The 23,178-nt window shown below is 33.3% G+C and carries 20 protein-coding genes and 1 pseudogene; 10 read left to right on the forward strand and 11 right to left on the reverse strand.

The genetic code is table 11. The features are described 5' to 3' along the window. Window positions 1-2 precede the first annotated feature (2 nt). The 3 genes and pseudogenes from GM3708_RS19305 to GM3708_RS08535 form a co-directional block, all read left to right on the forward strand. A pseudogene (locus GM3708_RS19305) lies at window positions 3-767 on the forward strand (IS4 family transposase); the annotation flags it as partial. Window positions 768-787: 20 nt separating this feature from the next. Then, on the forward strand, window positions 788-1,039 hold the full coding sequence (locus GM3708_RS08530; protein ID WP_066345596.1) for a hypothetical protein: 252 nt from the start codon (window positions 788-790) through the stop codon (window positions 1,037-1,039). Continuing rightward, a complete protein-coding gene (locus GM3708_RS08535) occupies window positions 1,036-1,752 on the forward strand; it encodes a Rho termination factor N-terminal domain-containing protein (protein ID WP_066345600.1) in 717 nt (238 codons plus the stop codon). The genes GM3708_RS08530 and GM3708_RS08535 overlap by 4 nt, the downstream gene beginning before the upstream one ends. Window positions 1,753-1,872: 120 nt before the next feature. Here the strand turns inward: GM3708_RS08535 and petH are convergent, their stop codons facing one another. Together petH and GM3708_RS08545 are read right to left on the reverse strand one after the other, a co-directional pair. Continuing rightward, window positions 1,873-3,078, reverse strand: a complete 1,206-nt coding sequence (gene petH / locus GM3708_RS08540; protein WP_066345601.1) for a ferredoxin--NADP reductase — start codon at window positions 3,076-3,078, stop codon at window positions 1,873-1,875. Window positions 3,079-3,102: 24 nt separating this feature from the next. Beyond that, complete coding sequence (locus GM3708_RS08545; RefSeq protein WP_066345602.1) at window positions 3,103-3,378, reverse strand: phycobilisome linker polypeptide; 276 nt, start codon at window positions 3,376-3,378, stop codon at window positions 3,103-3,105. Between the two features lie 306 nt (window positions 3,379-3,684). Here GM3708_RS08545 and fldA point away from each other — a divergent pair, with 306 nt between their 5' ends. Beyond that, window positions 3,685-4,197: a flavodoxin FldA gene (fldA, locus tag GM3708_RS08550; RefSeq protein WP_066345603.1), complete on the forward strand. Its 513-nt coding sequence runs from the start codon at window positions 3,685-3,687 to the stop codon at window positions 4,195-4,197. 126 nt (window positions 4,198-4,323) lie between these two features. Next, on the forward strand, window positions 4,324-5,352 hold the full coding sequence (locus tag GM3708_RS08555) for a chlorophyll a/b binding light-harvesting protein (RefSeq protein WP_066345604.1): 1,029 nt from the start codon (window positions 4,324-4,326) through the stop codon (window positions 5,350-5,352). 267 nt (window positions 5,353-5,619) lie between these two features. Here the strand turns inward: GM3708_RS08555 and GM3708_RS08560 are convergent, their stop codons facing one another. Then, on the reverse strand, window positions 5,620-7,068 hold the full coding sequence (locus tag GM3708_RS08560; protein WP_066345606.1) for a DUF3084 domain-containing protein: 1,449 nt from the start codon (window positions 7,066-7,068) through the stop codon (window positions 5,620-5,622). A gap of 321 nt (window positions 7,069-7,389) precedes the next feature. Next, on the reverse strand, window positions 7,390-8,067 hold the full coding sequence (gene ntcA / locus GM3708_RS08565; RefSeq protein WP_066345608.1) for a global nitrogen regulator NtcA: 678 nt from the start codon (window positions 8,065-8,067) through the stop codon (window positions 7,390-7,392). Window positions 8,068-8,224: 157 nt separating this feature from the next. Here ntcA and fabI point away from each other — a divergent pair, with 157 nt between their 5' ends. Continuing rightward, a complete protein-coding gene (fabI, locus tag GM3708_RS08570; RefSeq protein WP_066345609.1) occupies window positions 8,225-9,010 on the forward strand; it encodes an enoyl-ACP reductase FabI in 786 nt (261 codons plus the stop codon). A gap of 215 nt (window positions 9,011-9,225) precedes the next feature. Here the strand turns inward: fabI and purU are convergent, their stop codons facing one another. The 7 genes from purU to GM3708_RS08605 form a co-directional block, all read right to left on the reverse strand. After that, a complete protein-coding gene (gene purU, locus GM3708_RS08575) occupies window positions 9,226-10,080 on the reverse strand; it encodes a formyltetrahydrofolate deformylase (RefSeq protein WP_066345611.1) in 855 nt (284 codons plus the stop codon). Window positions 10,081-10,220: 140 nt separating this feature from the next. After that, the gene (locus tag GM3708_RS08580; protein WP_066345613.1) at window positions 10,221-11,096 is read right to left on the reverse strand and encodes a carbohydrate kinase; all 876 of its coding nucleotides are present in this window, start codon (window positions 11,094-11,096) and stop codon (window positions 10,221-10,223) included. Window positions 11,097-11,553: 457 nt separating this feature from the next. Beyond that, complete coding sequence (locus GM3708_RS08585; RefSeq protein ID WP_066345615.1) at window positions 11,554-12,384, reverse strand: HAD-IIB family hydrolase; 831 nt, start codon at window positions 12,382-12,384, stop codon at window positions 11,554-11,556. Between the two features lie 38 nt (window positions 12,385-12,422). Continuing rightward, window positions 12,423-14,555, reverse strand: coding sequence for an HAD-IIB family hydrolase (locus GM3708_RS08590; protein ID WP_066345617.1), 2,133 nt, complete (start codon window positions 14,553-14,555; stop codon window positions 12,423-12,425). 70 nt (window positions 14,556-14,625) lie between these two features. Continuing rightward, complete coding sequence (locus tag GM3708_RS08595) at window positions 14,626-14,955, reverse strand: iron-sulfur cluster assembly accessory protein (protein WP_066345618.1); 330 nt, start codon at window positions 14,953-14,955, stop codon at window positions 14,626-14,628. 24 nt (window positions 14,956-14,979) lie between these two features. Next, window positions 14,980-15,393 (reverse strand): phosphomannose isomerase type II C-terminal cupin domain, encoded by a 414-nt coding sequence (locus tag GM3708_RS08600; RefSeq protein WP_066345619.1) that lies wholly within the window; start codon window positions 15,391-15,393, stop codon window positions 14,980-14,982. An 85-nt stretch (window positions 15,394-15,478) separates the two neighbouring features. Continuing rightward, window positions 15,479-17,950 carry an ATP-dependent Clp protease ATP-binding subunit gene (locus GM3708_RS08605; RefSeq protein WP_066345620.1) on the reverse strand — a complete coding sequence of 824 codons (2,472 nt, stop codon included), beginning with the start codon at window positions 17,948-17,950 and terminating at the stop codon, window positions 15,479-15,481. Window positions 17,951-18,376: 426 nt separating this feature from the next. Here GM3708_RS08605 and GM3708_RS08610 point away from each other — a divergent pair, with 426 nt between their 5' ends. The 4 genes from GM3708_RS08610 to GM3708_RS08625 all read left to right on the forward strand — a co-directional run bounded on the left by GM3708_RS08610 (window position 18,377) and on the right by GM3708_RS08625 (window position 23,135). Next, on the forward strand, window positions 18,377-19,234 hold the full coding sequence (locus GM3708_RS08610; RefSeq protein WP_231932885.1) for a formylglycine-generating enzyme family protein: 858 nt from the start codon (window positions 18,377-18,379) through the stop codon (window positions 19,232-19,234). A gap of 183 nt (window positions 19,235-19,417) precedes the next feature. Continuing rightward, entirely contained in the window at window positions 19,418-20,413 is a 996-nt protein-coding gene (gene pheS, locus GM3708_RS08615; protein WP_066345621.1) for a phenylalanine--tRNA ligase subunit alpha, read from the forward strand. Window positions 20,414-20,535: 122 nt separating this feature from the next. Next, window positions 20,536-21,465 (forward strand): glycosyltransferase family 2 protein, encoded by a 930-nt coding sequence (locus tag GM3708_RS08620; RefSeq protein WP_066345623.1) that lies wholly within the window; start codon window positions 20,536-20,538, stop codon window positions 21,463-21,465. Between the two features lie 122 nt (window positions 21,466-21,587). Further along, window positions 21,588-23,135 (forward strand): hypothetical protein, encoded by a 1,548-nt coding sequence (locus GM3708_RS08625; RefSeq protein WP_066345624.1) that lies wholly within the window; start codon window positions 21,588-21,590, stop codon window positions 23,133-23,135. Window positions 23,136-23,178: the final 43 nt, after the last annotated feature.

Here is a 23,178-nt window from a genome sequence, read left to right on the forward strand (position 1 = left end):
GAAGTAGTAATTTATCAGAACAAAAACAAGTATTAGAAGCAAGTATTAATTTATTAATTGAATATAAAATAATCGTTTTAGGAGATAGAGAATTTTGCTCTGTGGATTTAGCAAAATGGTTATCAGTAGAGAAACAGGTTTATTTATCTCTACGTTTAAAAAAGAGTGAATATGTGGAGTTAGAAACTGATATATGGTTTCGATTGAGTGAATTAGGTTTATCTCCAGGATTCTCCGTATATTATCGAGGAATAAAAGTTACAAAAACCAAGGGATTCTCAGGAATTAATTTAGCAGCAAAATGGAAGAAAAACTATAGACATAAATCGAATAAACAGCCATGGTTTATTCTCACAAATTTAGAAAGTATGTCGGAAACAATCTCTGCTTATTCCAAAAGAATGGGTATTGAAGAAATGTTTAGAGATTTTAAATTAGGAGGTTATAACTTAGAAAGTACAAAACTTGAAAATGAACGACTAATTTCTTTAATTATACTGATAACATTATCCTATAGTTATTCAACATTTATAGGAGAAGAAATTAAAAGAAAAGGAATAAGTGAATATCTAGTTAGACCCATAGAAAAAAGAAGAAGATATAAAAGATATAGTGATTTTTCTATTGGTTTAAATGGGATAAAATGGCTAAGTGAAATCTGCTTTTTTCAAGAACAATTAGATAAGTTAACCTCTTTATTTCCTCAGAAACAGTCCTATTATCGTCAAGGTATGAGGGCTATTTCCCTTATCCAATCTGCATTCTGAATGTTCTGTCGCCCCCTCAGGTGCCTGCCTTAAATGTCGCTTATCAAAGAATGGGTGAAATTATCAAAAAAATCAAAAAAGAGCAAGGATTTGATTTATTTCCTTACTTTTTTCCTCGATATACAAAGGCGATAAAAGATTTGCATATTCACCAATTACCAAATTATGCTTATATTGCTGGATCAATATTTGAATATGTGCCAGCCGTTTATAAAAATAAGTCAGCTTATAGTTACTATGAAGATTTAGTTAAGGAGTATTTTTTGCAATGAATTATCCCCAAGAAATGGGCAATTTAATTTCTTTATATGTTGATGAAATTGAAATAAATAATCCCTGTGATTTACCTCAATTTCTCATCAAAGCCTCTGCAAAAATACTTAATCAGCAAGGAGGAATAAACTGGATTCCCGTAATTGTAAAGCAAATCGGGGAAAGCCAATATGAAGTAATTGGCAATTCTTTTATTTTTGCCATCGCCCTTGAAGCTGGTTTAGAAAGAGTATGGTGTATCGTTGCTGATGATAGTGATCAAACTACTGAATTAAGTCAAATTTTAGCACAAGAAAAAATCCCTAAAATTAATCTGTCTAAAGCTTCTAGGGATGAAATTAAAAGTGCTTTAGAATATTTAATCGAAAAACCTGATAGCGTCTTAAAAACTGTCAAACTGGCGATCGCAACTACCAAAATCGAAGAATCACCTAGACAATATTGGCAAAATTTTGATGAAATTATTAAATTAAAATGCGGTATTACAAAAGGTAAAAAACTAGACTCATTAAAAGAGGTTTTTTATCTTACCCCCGAATGTTTACCGAAAACAGAAACAACAACGATAATTAAACCTGATAATATTAATGAGGTTCAATCCCTTGAAAATGAAACTCTCAAAAATCTGAAAATTATAGCAAAAGAAAAGGGAATTAAAGGCTTTAGTAAAATGAAAAAAGGTGACTTAATCAACGTTTTGGTTACAAAATAATACTCCGAAATGATATTTTCTCTATTTTTTGACGTTTTAATCCTATCAATTTTATACTTTTATTACTTGATGGTGGGAAAAAAACCCACCAAACAATAATTTAATTCACTATTTTAAGAATTAATATACTTCAACGTGCCAACGTTCTTGTTTTTTCATCTGTTTGCGCATTTCATCCCATTTCAACCCTCTTTTTTCAGCTTCTGCTGTAAAAGTTTCGGAAATAGGAGGCTCCATACCTTTCAAACCACACATATAAACGTGAGTATTGGGTTTTTGAATTAATTCAAACATTTCGTCAGCATATTCACTAACACGACTTTGAACATAAACTTTACCACCATCGGCAGTAGTTTGTTCACGACTGATAGCATAGGTTAAACGGAAGTTATCAGGATAATCTGCCGCCATTTTCTCTAAATCATCTTTATAGAGAATATTTTCCGTGTAAGGGATTCCAAAGATTAACCAAGCTAAACCTTTGAATTGATAGTCAGGGTTTTTCTCTCTTTCTTTAAACATACGCCATAAAAAGGCACGGAAAGGGGCTATACCTGTACCAGTAGCTAACATGATTATAGTTGCATCTTCATCTTGAGGTAGCAACATTTCTTTACCTACAGGACCTGTAATTGCTACGTCTGCTCCTTCTTCTAAGTTACATAGATAAGTAGAGCAAACACCTTGTACTGTTTCTCCTGCTTCATTTTGATACTCTAATTGACGCACACATAAAGAGACAGTTTTACCATCTAAGTGATCGCCATGACGAGTAGAAGCAATAGAGTAAAGACGTAATTTTTGGGGTTTACCCTTATCATCTTTACCCGGTGGAATAATACCAATACTTTGACCTTCTAAATAGTGTAAATCACCAGTAGAAAGATCGAAAGTCAAATGACGCACAGTACCGCTACCGCCTTCGGCAACTAATTCATAATTTTCCAAACATTTACCCACAAAAGGACTATTTGGACGGTAAATATTTACGGGTACTTTTACAGGTTTATGTTCTTTAGGTTGAACTTGAGTCATGGGTTGAGGGTTCATGGTAGAATTAGAACTAGAACTTAGACTGTTCGCTGGAATCGGTGTATTAATGCCCATGGGCGTAATTTTAATAATTTTACCCCCAAGACGATTAATACGATTCATTTCCTGATTCATCCGTGAGTAAGGCACAGCAATAAAACTACTGCCACTCTGGCGGATAGGATAGTCTAAATTATTGCTTTCTTGTTGAGAAATACCCACAACCTCAAAGAGAAAACGACGTTCCTCAATGGCTGGATTGTTAAAAGTTTTAACTGTATTGATTTTTTTCATCTAAATAATTACTCCTTGTGCCTTTTATGCTTCATTAGCAACAGTACTAGCACCCACTAAAGGAGCAACAATACCGATAGGGGAAATATTAATAATTTGTCCACCTAAACGACTAATCCGATTCATTTCTTGATTCATACGAGAATAAGATACGGCAATAAAAGAATTTCCGCTTTGACGAATAGGATAATCTAAGTTATTGCCATCTTTTTGGGCAATTCCAGTTACTTCAAACAAAAAGCGACGTTCTTCAACAACAGGGTTATTAGCGAAAGTTTTCACAGCTTTTGTATTTCTCATATCTTTAATATACTCCTGATTTTATGAAAGTAAAGTAAAGTTTGTCTTAAAACGCTTATCATGTCAAGTTTTCACCACATAAACTTCATGGGCTAACAAAGAAACAAAAATATAAGCTCAATGTCAATCTTACCAAAACAGGGAATCAAAACCATTAGTAATTAGGAATCAGGCTTTAATATCATGAAAAAAATCCTTTAAATTATTGCTAATTATAATCAATTAAGATAATCTAAGAATAAGCTTATTAAAATATATTCTTAATTAGGATGCTCAAATAACACCACTATCAAATAAAGAAATAACATGGGAAAAATTGGCTTATTTTTCGGAACTCAAACAGGTAATACTGAAACTATTGCCGAAGCTATCCAAAGAGAACTTGGAGGGGATAGCATAGTAGATTTACATGATGTAGCAGATGTAGAAGTCGATAACTTAAAAGAATATGAATATCTGATCATTGGTTGTCCTACTTGGAATATAGGAGAACTACAGAGTGATTGGGAAGGTTTATATGAAGATTTAGATCAAATCGACTTTAGTGGCAAGAAAATTGCTTATTTTGGCACTGGAGATCAAATCAGCTATTCCGATAATTTTCAAGATGCCATGGGGATTTTAGAAGAAAAAATATCTTCTCTTGGCGGCAAAACCTTCGGTTATTGGAGTACTGACGATTATGATTTTAACGAATCAAAAGCAGTACGTAACGGTAAATTTGTCGGTTTAGCCATTGATGAAGATAATCAATCAGATTTAACCTCAACTCGTATTAAATCTTGGGTTACACAAATCAAGAAAGAGTTTAGTTTGTAAAATGAACAATAAATTTACAAAACTTTATCTAAAAATAATTGCAAAATTATTGCATTTAAGATAAATTATTGATAAGTTTATTAATAGTAAGTAGCAATAAGCTGTGAACAATAAAAGGAAGGTAATATGCAAACTTACGATAACGCTGAAGTAAAATACGATTGGTGGGCAGGAAATGCCAGATTTGCCAATCAGAGTGGTTTATTTATCGCCGCTCATGTCGGACAAGCTGCCCTGACTGCTTTTTGGGCTGGAGCTTTCACTCTATTTGAAATATCCCGTTTTGACATCTCCTTACCAATGGGAGAGCAAGGATTAATTCTTTTACCCCACCTAGCTACTTTAGGTTGGGGCGTTGGTGAAGGTGGTCAAATTGTTGACACTTATCCTTACTTTGTCATTGGGGCAATTCATCTTATTTCTTCGGCTTTTTTAGGTGCAGGTGCTTTATATCATGTTTTAAAAGCACCAGAAGACTTAAATAAAGCTCAAGGACAAGCTAAAATGTTTCATTTTACATGGGATGATTCTGCTAAATTAGGCTTAATTCTCGGTCATCATCTGCTATTTTTGGGTGCAGGTGCTTTATTATTAGCTGGAAAAGCGATGTATTGGGGAGGGTTATATGATGCAACTACTCAATCTGTGCGTATCATTGAACATCCTACCCTCGATTTAGCGACTATCTACGGTTATCAAACTCACTTTGCGAGTATCAGTAGCTTAGAAGATTTAGTTGGTGGTCATATATATGTGGGTATAATGCTCATGATCGGAGGCGTATGGCATATTCTTGTACCACCTTTAAAATGGGCAAGAAAAGTTCTTATATTTTCCGGAGAAGCAATTTTATCTTATTCTTTGGGGGGAATTGCTTTAGCTGGATTTGTTGCCGCTTATTTCTGTGCTGTCAATACTCTAGCTTATCCTGTCGAGTTTTATGGTCCTGCTTTAGAGGTGAAATTGGGAATCACCCCTTATTTTGCAGATACCGTTCAATTACCTTACGGAGAACATACATCTCGTGCTTGGTTAGCTAATGCTCATTTCTTCCTTGCGTTCTTTTTCTTACAAGGACATTTATGGCATTCTTTACGGGCTTTAGGATTTGATTTTCGTCGGGTAGAAAAAGCATTGGACTCTATCCAGGGCTAAAAACCCATGGGGAAAAAAAGTTAATATAGGGTCAATATATTTAACTTTTTCCTTTCTACACTTTTACTACTACAAAAGTTGGGGACAAATTTGGGAAAATAGTCCATAACTTAATTATCAATGATTCTCTTGTTAATTTTACGAGGAACTTCTGCAAAATGTCAATAGTAGAAGTTTCCTCTTTTTTATGATGATTTATCTATTATTATCCACTGCCGATTGATTACCTATTACCTAATTTTAGCCGATTAATATATACGTCTATGTTTATAATCTGAAGATTTCTTTACCTTCAGAAATAACCACTAAATTAATTTGTAATGGTCCTGCTGTATAGGTTTCATTTGCTGTTATAGCGATAATTTCATCCACTGATTGATCTGTTAATTGTAGTTCTTGAATAAAACTAATTAAAGAGATGATCTTACCATCTCCAATAAAAATTCTACCTAATACTCCTTCTCTTCTGGCACGAAATTGACTAACGGAAATTAAAAAATCGAGTTTTTCTTGTAATTCATTATTTTTTAAATCATTTTTATCAAAAGTAATAGAAGCTATTTGTTCATTTTTCGCATAAACTTTCTGATTAGGAGTTACATCAGCAAAAATTCTGACATTTTCTTCTCCTTGTACATAATTTCCTGCCGATAAAATTCTGATTAAATACTCTCCGTTTTGAGATATTTGATCTTTGATTTGTTGTACTTGTGCTTTGGTTATTTGTACAAATCTTTGATTCGGAAACTTATTTCCATAACCTAAAGTTAACATTACTCCTCGATTAGCTTCGTTTAAAATACCATCTATTAATTCTTCTAAATTCGTACTTCTATCAGTTTTAACTAAGGTAACAGTCAATACTTGTCCTTTAACAACAGCAATAGGTCTTTCTCTTAAATCTTGATAAGTCTGATAATATTGTTCTAAGATTTCTACTTCTCGACGATAAAATGCGAGTTCTTTTTCTAAGGATAATAATTCATTTTCTTTATTTTTTAAAATTTGATCTTTTGCAGAGATATTTTTATCTAATTTAGAAATTTGTTCATCTCTGGATTTTATATCTGATTGTAGTTTATTTTGTTTGTTTTGTAATTGTATTAAACTTTGTTCCTGTTTTTGTAAAATATTTTCTTGTTCTTCTATTTGTATTTGTTTATTTTGTAAGTCATTATCTCTTTCAATAATAGATTTTTCAAGTATTTGACTTTGTTTTTCTATCTGCTCTTTTTCTTCTAATAATTTTTTTTTATCTCCAATAATTGTCTTTAATTCTAATTTTAATTTTTCTGTTTGAGTGGAAATAGTTTTAAGTTGAGTTTGAGTATTTTTTAATTCTTTTCCTGTAGTATTTAAAAGTGTTCGCACGGAATTTTGTCTTTTTTGAGCTTCTTTTAATTCCGTTTCCGCTCTGTTTTTTTCTACTTGAACTTTTTCTAATTGAGCTGTAATTTCTCTTCTTTTCTTGAGGATTTCATCTAATTGAAAAATACCCTGTCGTAAAGACTCACTTAAACTAAATAAAATTACTAATGTAGAAGCAGAAATTAATATTCCTGTTCCAATCGTTATGACTATTGCAGTTTGTTTCGGGCGTAGTTGAAATAGTCTTAGTCTCGCTTTACCTACTTTTGTACCAATGCGATCGCCTAATGCCGCAATTAAGCCTCCTAAGATTAACATTGCCAGAATCAAAATATAGGCACTTGTCATATAAAATAGAGTTCCATCACTCCTAACAAATTTTATTCACACCATTTATATAGTTTAACCTTATTTGATGGGAGTTCGGGAAAGAAAATACGAGGAAATGAAGAGACTACCTCCGTTCGACAGAAGAAAAATTGTGAACATAAGACAGGTGGACAAATAAAAAAACCACCAATATTTGCCGATTTCGGAAAGAATTTTGTTCATTCACAAAAAATATAATGTCCCTGTTTCCCTGTCAACTTATCTTCCAAGTCAATCGTCACCTATTTTTAGATCAAACTCAGTTAGGAGACTAAGAAAAAATTAATTACCCTTTTTTTATTATGCAAATTGTTGACTTAAAGCAACGGGATTATGTACAGTGATTTTCTTTTTGGTAATAGAAATCATCCCCTCTTGTCTTAATTCTCCTAATAATCTGGTAACAGTCACACGGGTTGAGCCTATTGCTTCGGCGATGGCTTGATGAGATAATTTTAAATCGATGGTAATACCATTAAGGCTAGGTACACCGAAATCTCGACAAAGAATTAATAAAAAACTCACTAAGCGAGAAGCCATATCACGATGAGCTAAGGTTTCGATCATTAATTCCGTTTGTAAAATCCGAGAAGAGAGTCCTTGTAGCATTAAACGAGACAATTCTGGATTATCTTTCAAAGATCTTTGAAAATGCTCAATGGGAGCAGATAATAACTCTACGGGAGTAAAAGCCACAGCATGATAGAAACGATCTGATTTTTGTCCAGTAATTAAGGACAAAACGCCAAATACACTATTTTCTCGTAGTAAAGCTACCGTAATTTCTTCTCCTGCTTCATATACCCGTGACAATTTGACAGCACCCTTCATTAAAAAATATACTCTTTCGGCGGGATCACCGGGAAAAAAGATGGTTTTACCACGCTCAAATCTTTCCACTACAGGGGTATAAATTCCGACACCAATTTGACGAAATACAGAAGCTAAAGGTTGTTCTTGATTTGATACTGATTGCATAGGGGGATAGTTACGGAATAATATTTAATGATTGATCGTGTAAACGACACTTTCTATAAGAAAATAGGTAATTGTAAACTAGATAACTATCTATAACTTAATTAGTTTAGCGAATTATTGTCAGATATTACAGAAAAATAGAGAAAAAATCAAGAATATGTTAGATTTAACCAACAAAAACGCCCTTATAACAGGTATTGCCAATAATAAATCCATCGCTTGGGGTATTGCTCAACAATTACACAAAGCCGGTGCAAATATTGGTGTGACTTATCTTCCCGATGAGAAAGGAAGATTTGAAAAAAAAGTAGGAGAATTAGTTGAACCTTTAAAACCTAGTATTTTTCTTCCTTGCAATGTACAAGATGATGCTCAAATTGATGAAACTTTTGCTCAAATTAAGGAAAAATGGGGACATATTGATATTTTAATTCACTGTTTAGCTTTTGCTGGGAAAGAAGATTTAGCAGGAGATTTCAGTAATACTTCTCGTGAAGGTTTTAAAACTGCCCTTGATATTAGTGCCTATTCTCTTACTCGTTTAGTACAAGCGGCTAAACCCATTTTGCGCTCAGGTGGTAGTGTTGTAACTTTAAGCTATTTAGGAGGGGTAAAAGTAATTCCCAATTATAACGTCATGGGAATTGCTAAATCCGCTTTAGAAATGAGTGTACGTTATTTAGCTTCTGAATTAGGTAGTCAAAATGTAAGAGTAAATGCTATATCTGCTGGTCCTATTCGTACTTTAGCATCTTCCGCCGTTGGTGGTATTTTAGATATGATTCATCATGTAGAAGCAGTTGCACCTTTACGCCGTACTGTGACTCAGATCGAGGTAGGGAATACTGCCGCTTTTCTTTGTAGTGATTTATCTAGTGGTATTACAGGACAAGTTATCTATGTCGATGCTGGTTATGAAATTATGGGTATGACTCAAGGTTAATTAATTAGGGGTTGCTGAAAAAGTAGAAAGCCTTTTAAATTCTTGGTTTTATAAATACTACATTAACACAAAAAACGTGCAAAAATAGAGTTTTTGGTTTTAAAAAGAGGTTTTTTAATACTATTTCTAAAAAATATATCTTATTTTTTTAAGAATAAAAGCAATTACTCATTGCCTACCTCACTGAAAAACTTTTTCATCACACCCTAACTATTTTAAGCAAAAACTACGGTACGATTTCCATAGACTAAAACTCGATGTTGTAAGTGTAATCGTACCCCTCTAGCTAAGACGATTTTTTCTAAATCTTTACCTTTTCTAATTAAATCTTCTACGGTATCTCGATGACTAATTTTAACAACATCTTGTTCAATAATTGGTCCTGCATCTAAATCTTCGGTGATATAATGTGCTGTTGCACCAATAATTTTAACTCCTCTACTATAGGCTTGATGATAAGGTTTTGCTCCAATAAATGCTGGTAAAAAAGAGTGATGAATATTAATCACATTAGGAAATTCTTGCAAGAAATCTGAGCTTAAAACCTGCATATATTTTGCTAAAATAACTAAGTCTATATCAGCATTTTTTAATAATTCTAATTGTTTTAATTCTTGCTCTTTTTTATTATCTTTATTAATAGGTAAATAATAAAAATTAATTCCAAATTGTTCGGCAGTTTTCGCTAATTTTTCGTGATTACTAATAATTAAACCAACTTTTGCTTTTAATTCTTTAGCCTGAATACGCCATAATAAATCATATAGACAATGATCTTGTTGGCTCACCCAAATAGCTACTTTGGGAATTGTCTCAGAAAAATGTAGTTGCCAATCTGCTTGTAAAGGTTGTGCAATGGCATTAAAAGCTCTACCAATTAAATCTTTTGGTAAATTAAAATCTTGTAACTGCCACTCAATACGAGATAGAAATAAACCTGCTTCTAAATCGGTATGATGATCGGCATGAATAATATTACCACCGTTAGAATAAATAAAATTAGCGATTTTTGCCACTAAACCTTGTTGATCAGGACAAGATACCAGTAAAGTAGCTGTATCTAAGCTCATAAATTTTTACTTTTGAAAAGAGAATAAGAAACTAGAAATCAATAATATTTTAATTAGTTTTAAAATATACCATCTTTTTTACTTAACCACTTAGATTTTACTGAAGTTTCAGCATTGTTTATTCTTTACGCTTCATTTTCTTATTCTTTTAAAAAAGAGGCATAAAATGATTTATCATTAGTGGTTGCTCCTTGTCTCTCAACAATAGCACTTGCAAATTCTTGAGCTTTAGTTAAAGTAGTGGATATATCCCAATTTTTAAGCATACCGAGAATTAATACGCTACAAAAAGCATCTCCTGCTCCTACAGTATCAATAACGGCGATGTTTTGAGAGGGAGAAATTTGCTTACTAATACCATCACGGGTGAATGCAATTGCCCCTGCTTTACCCTTAGTGAGGGTAATATTATTTAAAGGATAAGTTGAGAATAAGTAGTTAATTGCCTCGTTAATATCCTTTTTTTCCGTGATAAGTAAAGATAATTCTTCTTCATTTAACTTTAAAGAAGATGTTTGTTTTAATAATGATTTAATGACATTTGAATTCCACCAAGGCGATCGCAAATTAACATCAAGAAAGATAGAAGGTGATATATCTGTTTTTATTTTTTCAAGGGTTTTAGCCGAAATGGAATTTCTAAGAGCTAATGTACCATGATATAAAATACTATTTTCAGCAAGGTTAGGAAGCATCGAAAAATCAATAAAATCATAGGCACTATTTTCGACAATATCGTAACTAGGTTCATTATCAATAAACTTTACTTGTACAATTCCCGTAGGATAGAATTGATCATATTGCAATCCTGAAAGATTCATACCCCAATCTGCCATAGCTTTTTGGATGGTTTCTCCGTAAATATCATTACCGATACGAGAAATAAATAAAGGTGATACTCCAAAGGCTTGTAAATGCCAAGCTACGTTAAAGGGTGCACCTCCTAACACCACATTACCATCGGGAAAACAGTCAAATAAAACTTCGCCAAAAATAATTACTTGTGAATTATTCATTAATTTATAATGTTTGATTTTTAAATAATTTATCGTTGTTGTCTGTATTGCTTTGCATCATAAAACGTAGTTATTAACAAAATACTATTCGCTTTAATTATCTTTAATGTCAATCATCGGTTAATTTTTATATGACGACAGTGACACAAAACTATTTAAAAGAAGTAAAAGACTAAGTTAATCGTGTTATAACTCAAAATGATCAACTTAATCAAAAACTGAATTATTTAAAGGTAAAAGTTGTCACTATCAAGGAAAGTAAAGTATTAATGGAATTAACAAAAGACTTGATGATGTTAATAAAGGAATTAATGATACTAACACTCGAATTAACAGTATTGATTTCTTGATTCGTGTCATTGTTGGCACAGTAGGAGTGGCTATTATTCTTAGATTTACCAAATTTCTATTTTTCAAAACCTTAATGTAAAAACATATTTAATACCATTTTTATTACTCAATATTTAATATCAGGAAAATAATGAAAAATTCCTTCTACAATTCCACTGCTATAGTTACCATTCATGCTTAAATATCCTCCTTTTGCAATATAAACAGAATATTTTTCCCCTGTAGTTTGTAGATGAAATTTAACTTTTTCTTTCACTTCTTCATGGGCGTTGGCGACTAAAATAGATTTAATAGGACTAATCAATACATCTAAATCGTTACCGCTATCTCCAGAAAAAATGGTATTTTCAAGAGTAAAATCTTGTTTTTCCATTAAGTATTCAATAGCATGACGTTTATTAGCACTGATAGGCAAAATATCTAATAATCTGATACTAGCTTCTTCATCAATACTCCAAATTAAATTAGATTTTATTTGTTTTTGTTGTAGTCTTAAACGAATTTCTTTGATAAGAATCTCAACATCAGCATCAAAGGAAACATAATAACTCAATTTATGTAAGCCTTGTTTTGATTTTTCCTGAAGACGACAAGATTTTAAGTCAGCAAAAAGAGGGATTAAATCAGCATAATCTTTATTTTGCCAATCTACAGCTATTTTTTCATCCCAATTATCTTCTCTTATCCATTGATTATTCTCAATTTTGTATATACTTGAACCCACATCTGCAATAACAAAATTTGGTAATGGTAATTGATATTGTGCGATCGCATTTTTCACTAGAAGTTGATCTCTGCCAGTCACATAAGCTAAAGTAACTTGAGAATTTGCGACTAATTGAGAGAATAAATATCGAGCATTATCAGATTCTTCCGCCTCTCCATTGGGGATTAAAGTTCGATCTAAATCTGTACAGATTAACAATTTATTTATCATTATTTTAAAAGTATTAATGTTATAAAAAATTAATAAAATTATTCACAAAGAGCAAAAAAGTTATAATGATTTAAACCGTCAATAATTCCATCAGCAAATTGTTTTTTGGAAAAGAAAATAGGTTCACTTTCAGCAATTTTTGAAAGTTCTTCCTGATGACGATTTGCTACTACTACGGATAAAGTATTGCCTAGCATCATATCTTCATCACCCCCCGAACCTCCAGCAGTAAGTATGCGGTTTAAGGGTATATCCCATTGCCCTGCAAACCACCGTAAAGCATAGCCTTTAGAGGCTCTCACGGGAATAATATCTAAAAATTGACCAAAAGAAAAAATCACATTAACTGTATGTTCATGTTGATGTAGAATACTTTTAATTTCATCGACACTAGGGGCAATCATTGGATCATAAAAATAGCTAATTTTATATTTACTTTGTCGTTCTTTTGGTTGTAAAGAAATTCCGTTAAATTCTGTTAATAAAGATACTAATTTTTGTCGATTCCAAAGATAGTTAATATGATTTGTCCAAGCATCATCTTTGATAAGATCTGGGGCATAATAAATTTCTGTTCCCATGCTGGTAATTAAAACATCAGGCTGGGGGATATTTTCTTTACGCAATAATTTTAAGGCTGAATCTAATCTTCTTCCAGTGGCAATACAGAAACTAATATTTTTCCGTTTTTCATTGACAATAGTTATTAGTCTTTCTAAAGATTCTCGATCCCCAAGCAGGTTTTGATCAATGCTAGTAACGATCGCCCCATTGTTATACATCATCCCCCGACGTTTAACAGCAACCCTTTGTAACGGTTCAGTATTGTCAATTATCGGTTGTAACATTTTCATATAAGTATTAACATGAGATTTCCATGTATAATACTGTTTAACTTTTTTAATGCCATTTTGAGCGAAAGTTTCCCATTTTTTGCGATCGCCAAGAACTTTTAAGATATGATGAGCAATATCTTCAGGATCAAGAGGATCGATCAGATAGCCATTCTGACAGTTTTTGATAATATCTACTGGACCACCGTCTTTAGTGGCAATAATGGGCAAACCACTAGCCGCAGATTCAATTAAAGTTAGCCCAAAGGGTTCGGTTAAAGCTGGATTGACAAAAACTCCCCCTGATAATGCCGCTAAACGATAAATTACGCAGATGTCATCTAAAGTGATACTTTTGGGATAAGCTACCTTACCATAAAGATCATAGCGATCAATAGTTAATAATAAATCTGTGAAAATTTCTTGATTACCAACATCTAAATCTTTGACATCATTTCTAATACCAGCAAAAATAACTAGATTTGCCTTTTCTTGTAGTTTTTTACATTGCCCAAAAGATTCGATTAATATGGGAATATTTTTTCTTTGATCTAACCGAGAAAGGGCTAAAATAATAGGTTTACGAGGATCTTTTAAAAAACGAGCGATAGTTCTGAAAATACTACTATCCCACTCATCACCTTGTGGGGGATAAAACTTCTCAACATCTGTACCCGGAGGGATAACTCGCATTTGTTGAGGTTCATAATAATCATATTGTGCATATTGTTCATTAATTTCCTGATATGTGCTAGTAATAACCCTTTGTGCCGAACTGAGTGTCTCTTCTTCAGCATTGATACGACGAATCATTTTATAACGTTTTTCAATGACTTCTCGATTAACGCCACTAGCTAAAAGTCTTTTTCGCTTACTACGCCCTAAAGAATGCCCTGTATGAATCAGAGGAATGCCAAGTTGATGAGATAATCGAACACCTACATATCCTGCATCAGCGTAATGAGTATGAATAATGTCAGGCATTTTTTCCTGATTTTGTAGATATTCAATGGCATTATCCGCAAAGTTATCTAAATAATCCCATAATTCTTCTTTTGGAATATAATCGTCTAAGTTACAAGAAATACGAACAATATTAGCTTTTTTGTTTAAAACTTCAATGGTTTGACTATAGTCACTACTAATATGAGGATCGATTAGTAGTTTAGTCATTAAATCAACTTTTTTAATGTCAGAATGTTTGGATAATGCTTCAGTTAATTCCAAAACGTATTTAGTTTGACCACCAGTATCCGCATCTTTACCTAATTCAAGATTTTTTCCTCTAATTAAACCGTGAATACTGATTAATAATATGTATTTTTGGTTATTTTTCATTATCTTAGTGGTATGCTATATTGCTTTATTATACCTTAAGTATAATTAATAACTTTTGCAATACATTTATCTACGATAAAGAAAAAGATAAGCCACAAGTACAATGATTGACAATATTAGGATTTTTATATTGAAATGCACCTCCCATCAAATCTTCAGTATAGTCAATGGTTAAATTTTGTAAATATTGATAACTATCAGAATCAACAATAATCTTAATCTCGGAATCAAGAGCAAACTGATGATCTTCTTTTTGAGGTTGGGAATCCAATTTTAATTCATAGACATAATCGGCACAACCCCCTTTTTTAATTTGTAACCTTATATAGTCTTTTGATGGTTCTAAACCTGCTCGTAATCTTTTTAGTTCAGCGACCGCATTTTGTGTGAGATTAATCATAGATAATTAAGAATTATTGATTGTTTATTGTCTTGCATAATCATCCTGAAAACGAATAATATCATCTTCTCCTAAATATTCACCGTTTTGTACTTCAATTAAAATTAATTTAATAACTCCCGGATTTTCAAGACGATGAGTCGTACACTGAGGAACATAGGTAGATTGATTTGCCGCCAAGATTTTGATTTCTTGATCACATTCTACTTTTGCAGTACCAGACACTACTATCCAATGTTCACTACGATGATGGTGCATCTGTAAGCTGAGACGATGACCGGGATTTACTTCTATACGTTTAATTTTATAACCAGGACCTTCTTCAAGGGTAGTAAACGAGCCCCAAGGACGAGTTTCAGTAACATTATTTTCCACAGAATAAGTATTGATATTGAAATTATTAGTTTCCTTAATCACCTGATTTTGAATTTGAACCATAATCACAGTTTAAATATTTTTATTAAAATAACACCACAAAGAAAAAGGGGAGATAATTCCCCCCCATAGATTTATGAAAAATCAGTTAAACACCAGCTTTGACTAATAACGGATTTTCTCTTTCCGCTTTAATCGCTACTTTTCCTTCTTCATCAATATCCACTGTGGCAGTATCTCCTTCCTGAATACGTTTAGATAAGATTTCTTCCGCTAATACGTCTTCTAATAGTCGCATAATAGCACGACGTAAGGGACGAGCACCATAAGCAGGATTGAAACCTTCTTCTACTAAACGCTCTTTGAATTTCTCTGTCACTTGTAAATGAATTTCTTTCTCTGTTAAACGAGCAAAGACTTCCTTGAGTAAAATTTCGGAAATTTCTTTGACTTCTCCCTTATTAAGTTGACGGAAGACAATAATTTCATCGAGACGATTAAGAAACTCAGGGCGGAAGTAGTTTTTCAATTCCTCATTAACCAAAGATTTAATACGATTGTATTGAGATTCTGACTGATCACTTTCAAGTTCAAAACCTAAACCACCACCACCTTTTTCGATTACTTTTGAACCGATGTTGGATGTCATGATTAATAAGGTATTTTTGAAGTCAACAGTACGACCTTTAGAATCAGTTAAGCGTCCATCTTCGAGAATTTGTAGGAGTAAGTTAAATACGTCAGGGTGTGCCTTCTCGATTTCATCAAAGAGTACAACAGTATAAGGACGACGACGGACAGCCTCAGTTAATTGTCCACCTTCGTTATAGCCAACATAGCCCGGAGGTGAGCCGATTAATTTGGATACGGTATGACGTTCCATATATTCTGACATATCCAAACGGATCATAGCTTCTTCTGAGCCAAAGAAATAAGTTGCTAAGGCTTTAGTAAGTTCGGTTTTTCCTACCCCAGTAGGTCCAGAGAAGATAAAGGATGCAATGGGACGGTTAGGATTTTTCAAGCCCACTCTTGCCCGTCTGATAGCCCTTGAAATAGCTTTAACTGCGTCTTCCTGACCGATAATTCTCTGATGAAGAGTGTCTTCCATGTGTAAGAGTTTATCAACTTCAGATTCGGTAAGTTTTTGCACGGGTACACCAGTCCAAGAAGCCACGATGTGAGCGATTTCTTCTTCTGTGACGATGGGGCTATCGGTGACTTGAGGATTTTTCTTTTTCAGATCGGCTAAACCACGAATTTCGCTCTTAATTTCCATTTCTCGATCACGCAATTCCCCTGCTTTATCAAAGTCTTGAGATCTTACAGCTTCGTCTTTTTCTTTTAAAACTTGTCTCAATTCTTTATCTAACTCTTTGGCTTCCGCTGGTAACTGAGAATTCATCAAACGAACTCTTGAACCTGCTTCATCCACTAAGTCAATAGCTTTGTCAGGTAAATAGCGATCGCTTATATAACGATCTGAGAGGGTAGCGGCTGCCGCAAGAGCTTCATCAGAAATTTTTAGCTTGTGATGTTGTTCATAACGTTCCCGTAGTCCGAATAAAATCTCAATAGTTTCTTCAACACTAGGTTCGCCAACCATTACAGGCTGAAAACGTCTTGCTAAAGCCGCATCTCTTTCGATGTGTTTACGGTATTCATCGAGGGTAGTCGCCCCTATGCACTGTAGTTCACCCCTTGCCAAAGCTGGTTTAAGGATATTTGCCGCATCAATAGCCCCTTCAGCAGCCCCAGCACCAATCAAGGTATGAACTTCATCAATGACAAGAATAACGTTTCCTGCTTGACGAATTTCATCCATGATTTTTTTGAGACGCTCTTCAAATTCCCCACGATATTTTGTACCTGCCACCAGTAAACCAATATCAAGGGTAACGACTCTTTTATCTTCTAATAAATCAGGTACATCTTTATTTGCAATGCGTTGGGCTAATCCTTCAGCGATGGCGGTTTTACCTACCCCCGGCTCACCAATTAAGACAGGATTATTTTTGGTACGGCGACCAAGAATTTGAATAACACGTTCAATTTCTTTTTGACGACCGACAACGGGATCTAATTTCCCCTCGGTGGCAAAAATGGTTAAATTTGAGCCAAACTCATCTAAAGTCGGAGTTTTGTTAGAACGATTACCACCACCCACACCTACAGGAGTAGTTTCGGTTTCCCCTAACATCCGAATAACTTGAGTGCGGACTTTTCCTAAGTCAACCCCAAGGTTTTCTAAAACTCTCGCCGCAACACCTTCACCCTCACGAATTAAACCAAGGAGTAAGTGTTCAGTACCAATGTAATTGTGTCCTAATTGACGAGCTTCTTCTAAAGATAACTCTAAAACTCGTTTAGCTCTGGGAGTAAAGGGAATTTCTACCGCTACAAAGCCAGAACCTCTACCGATAATTTTTTCAACCTCGATCCGAGCATCTTTAAGGTTAACACCCATAGACTTGAGGACTTTGGCGGCGACACCTGTCCCTTCTCCAATCAAACCAAGCAGTATTTGCTCAGTACCTACGAAGTTATGACCCAAGCGACGAGCTTCCTCTTGGGCTAACATGATCACCTTGATCGCCTTTTCTGTGAAGCGTTCAAACATAATTTTTCTTTACTCACCCTATGCCACGTTTAATAGCTGATTTTAACACAGGATTAAGGTTAGTATGTGCCAGTTTCTACAGTAATTAGTTCGGAAATCAGTATTCCTTTCCCTGAGATGAACTGAACAGCAGGATAAAATTAAGTAAAATATAAAAAATATTCAGAGATTTAGTTAAAGGTTATATAATCCGTTATATTCATTATTATTTAATAATTAATCTGTTAACTTTCTTTGCAAAAAATCAATTTATTTTAATATAAATCACATTTTATATAAACTAATATTAAGTATAAAGCTAATTATGAAGATGCTAGATAGCTTTTGAATAAAGTTTTTCAGTTTTATCTCTTAAATTATGACTTTTTTCTTTGGCTGAAAATTAAGGTAGAATTAGTCATTTCTAATAATTGTAAATTTATAAGCATGATAAATAATTTAAAAAGATATAAATTCGAGATTGTTACTATTAATTTATCCAATAGTAATAATTATAGTCATCCCACTTTAACTTTAAATCGTTCGCAAAAAGAAGCAGATTATTTTGAAATAAAATTAGCAAATAATATTTTATTGGAAATGATTAATATTCCTCAAGGAAATTTTGTTATGGGCACTCCTGATATAGAACAAGGAAGAAGTGTTGACGAAACTCCAGAGCATGAGGTATCTATTTCTAATTTTTTTGTAAGCAAATATCTCATTACTCAAAGTCAATATTTAGGGGTAATGAATGAAAATCCCTCTTTTTTTGTGGGAGAAAATAAACCTGTGGAAAATATTTCTTGGTTTAGTGCTCAGAATTTTTGTGCTAAATTATCCGCCTTAACAGGTAAAAAGTTTCGTTTATTAAGTGAAGCGGAATGGGAATATGTTTGTAGAGCGAATACAAATACCCCTTTTTCTTTCGGTAGAACTATTACCCCAGAATTAGCTAATTATAAAGCTAGTTTTGGCTATGGTGATGGCAGTGGCGGTAAATGGAGACAAGAAACGACAGAAGTAGGAATTTTTACAGCTAATAATTTTGGCTTATATGATCTTCATGGTAATGTTTGGGAATGGTGTGAAGATCATTGGCATGAAAATTATCATCAAGCCCCTATCGATGGTAGTGCATGGCTAGAAACTGAAAAAAATGTAGATGAAGATTTTCCTCGAGTTATTAGGGGAGGTTCGTGGGATGACACAGCGTATTATTGTCGTGCTGGAGTAAGGCTTTGGACTTTACCACAATTTAAGGGTAAATTGATCGGTTTTCGAGTAGCCTGTGATGACAATTAAGAATGAACCAAACTTGCTATAGAATCAATATTAGTGAAAAATTGAAGAATACTTTTATTAAGTTTTTTCTTCGATGAATCAAGAGTTATTAGAAGTTATTTAGGCTTATTTTGCTCTCAAGAAATTATAACAATTATTCATTATTCACTATTCATTACTATTTACTATTCATTATTCACTATCATGGCAACGGAAATTGAATCTCAATTACAGATATTAGCTCAATCAGCTCAAAAAGCCATCGCCTCGGCTGATACTTTGCAAAAGTTAGAAGAATTAAGGGTTAGTTATTTGGGGAAAAAAGGCGATTTATCTTTAATTTTAAAGGAAATGGGCAAATTATCCGCTGAAGATCGTCCTCGTATTGGTGCAGTTGCTAATGATATTAAAACAGAAATACAAAACAGTTTGACGAATCAACAGCAACAATTACAGCAAGAAGGAATTAATCGTCAAATTTTAGCACAAACTCTTGATGTCACAATGCCGGGCGTTAGCTATCCCCTTGGAAAATCCCATCCTTTACAAAGTACTATTGATCGAGTTATTGATATTTTTGTGGGTTTAGGATATACGATCGCCGAAGGACCACAAATTGAAAGCGATTATTATAATTTTACCGCCTTAAATACCCCTGAAGATCATCCAGCTAGGGATATGCAAGATACTTTTTATTTTGAAGACGGTAGTTTATTGCGAACTCATACATCATCTGTACAAATTCGTTATATGGAAAATAATGAGCCACCTTTGAGAATTATCGCACCGGGTAGAGTATATAGGCGAGATACCGTTGATGCCACTCACTCCGCCGTCTTTCATCAAATCGAAATTTTAGCTATTGATAAGGGTTTAACTTTCTCAGATTTAAAAGGTACAATTAAAGAGTTTTTACGTCAAATGTTTGGGGATGATTTACCAACGGTATTTCGTGCTAGTTATTTCCCATTTACTGAACCTTCTGCGGAGGTTGATGTACAATGGCAAGGAAAATGGCTAGAAGTTTTGGGTTGTGGTATGGTTGATCCCAACGTGTTGAAAGCTGTAGGATATGATCCTGAAGTTTATAGTGGCTTTGCGGCTGGATTAGGAGTTGAGCGTTTTGCGATGATTTTACACAAAATCGATGATATTCGCCGATTATATAATAGTGATCTTCGTTTTTTACAACAATTCTAAGAAAAGAAACTGAAAATAGTGAACTTTAATAAAATTATTCAATGAATAAATTGTCTATTACCATTAGAATAATTATTATTGATTCCTAAATTTCTCATTTCTAATTTTCGTGGGGTTTACTTGTGTTTTTTAGCGTTGTTATTCCTACCTATAATCGTTTGCCTATTTTACAAAAATGTCTCTTGGCTTTAGAGAATCAACAATTTAATCCAAATTTAGTTACTGACTATGAAATTGTTGTAGTAGATGATGGCTCAACTGATGAAACTATATCATGGTTAACCACACAAAAAGCTCTTTTATCTCACGTTAAATTTTATACTCAAAATCACAAGGGTGCGGCGGCGGCACGTAATTTAGGAGTAGAAAAAGCCCAAGGAGACTGGATTATTTTTATTGATAGCGACTTAATTGTAACATCTTCTTTTTTACAAGCCCATAGTCAAACTTTAAATTCAGAGGCAACAAGTCTTAATAATGACCTTATTTTTACCTATGGTGCGGTAATTAATACCTGTAACTTTGATGATCCCACATCTGAACCTTATAAAATCACCGATTTTTCCGCCGCTTATTTTGCTACGGGAAATGTTGCGATCGCAAAAAAATGGTTGCTAAAAGCTGGATTATTTGATACGATGTTTCGCCAATATGGTTGGGAGGATTTAGAATTAGGAATAAGGCTCAAAAAATTAGGATTAAAATTAATAAAATGCCCCCAAGCTGTTGGTTATCACTGGCATCCAGCATTTAATATTGAACAAATACCAAAGCTAATTGAGCAAGAAATTCAAAGAGGGAGAATGGGAGTTTTATTCTATAAAAAACATCCTACTTATGAGGTAAAAATGATGATTCAAATGACATGGTTACATAAACTATTATGGGGCATTTTATCTTTGGGAGGCACTTTAAACGAAAAAACTCTTCAACCTATTTTGCAATGGCTAATAAATCGAGGAAAACCTCAATTAGCACTAGAAATAGCCCGTATTTTTCTCAATTGGTATAACGTAAAAGGAGTTTATGCCGCTTATCAGGAAACTAAGTAATAATATTTAATTTACAGAAAAATGATAACTAAATAAAATTTGTCCATATAATTACTGTTAGACAAAAATTTAAGACAACTTAGATAATAAAATTTTTATTAAAAATATTGGAGGAAAAAGTAATGAATCCTATCTCTCTTATTATAGGTGTGATCGTTGGTGCAGTAGTAACTTTCTTTTTAAAGCCAAATAAAATCGATAATAGCGTTATCGAAGAAGAGAAACAAAAAGCTTTAAGTCAAGCAGAAAATGATTTTGAGACTCGCAAACAAGAATTAATCGCTTCTTTAAGCCAACAATATCAAGCTGAAGCCAATCAAAAAATAGCTGATACAGAGAAAGCATTTGAAAGACAAATTCAAGATTATCAAAATCAAGTTAATGAGTTAGAGACAACTATTAATAATTTACAATCCGCAGAAGATAAAACTATCGAGCTACAAAACACTATCTTGGAGTTACAGGCCAAAATTGCTGAATTAGAAGGCGGAGTAGAAACTTCAGGTTTGGATGATAGGGTAGCACAATTAGAGCAACAAATTCAGCAACAAGTACAAGAATTTGAAGATAGACAAACTCAATTACAACAATCTTTTCAAGTTCAAATCGAACAGTTACAGGAAAGTCATCAGCAGGAAATTGAAGATTATCAAATTCAAATTGATAACTATAGACAAACCATAGCAAATTTTAATACCCCTGTAGAAGAAGTTAATTTAATAGAAGAATCTTCTATGGAAGAAGTTGATTTTCCTGATAACGTTGTTGACGAAATTTTAGACTCTCCTGAAGAAGAATTAATTCCTGCTTTTGATTTACCAGAAGAATCTGCTTCTTTTGATGATGGCGGCTTAGATTTTGTGAGTGAAGAGGAAGAATTGACTCCTGCTTTTGATTTACCAGAAGAATCTGCTTCTTTTGATGATGGCGGCTTAGATTTTGTGAGTGAAGAGGAAGAATTGACTCCTACTTTTGATTTACCAGAAGAATCTGCTTCTTTTGATGATGGTGGTTTAGATTTTGTGAGTGAAGAAGAAGAATTGACTCCTACTTTTGATTTACCAGAAGAATCTGCTTCTTTTGATGATGGTGGTTTAGATTTTGTGAGTGAAGAAGAAGAATTGACTCTTGATTTAGTAGAGGAAGAAACTTCAGATAGTGCTTTAAATTTTCCTAGTGAGATGGAAGAATTATCTTTTGATTTAGAAGAAGATTCTGAAATAGAAGTATTTAGCGAAGATTTATCTGAGGATAATGAATTGAAAGAAATTTCTACTTCTGGAGATGATTTTAATTTTGATGCTTTTTCTGAATCTGCTTCTGATGTCGAAATATTTGGTGAAGGTTTAAATTTATCTACAGATAATGACTTAGAAGAAGTTTCTACTCCCGAAGATGATTTTAACTTTGATGCTTTTTCTGAATCTGCTTCTGCGTCAGTAGAGTCTGATGTAGAAATATTTACAGATAATTTATATGGAGATGATGACTTTAATCTTAACTTAGATTTATCTGATAACTCTGATGATAACGATTTAGATTTATCTGCTTTAGTTGATGATGACTCTAATTCTAATAATGAATTCGATTCTTTCACCAATGATAGTGATAACGATGAATTCGATTTTGACTCTTTATTAGATGATGAGGAAGAAAAATTCAATAAGTAAATAACAAAAAATTAAGTTATTTGCTTATCAGTGATTATTTGTT

It is taken from the genome of Geminocystis sp. NIES-3708, from assembly GCF_001548095.1.
In the GTDB taxonomy this organism is placed as follows: Bacteria; Cyanobacteriota; Cyanobacteriia; order Cyanobacteriales; family Cyanobacteriaceae; genus Geminocystis.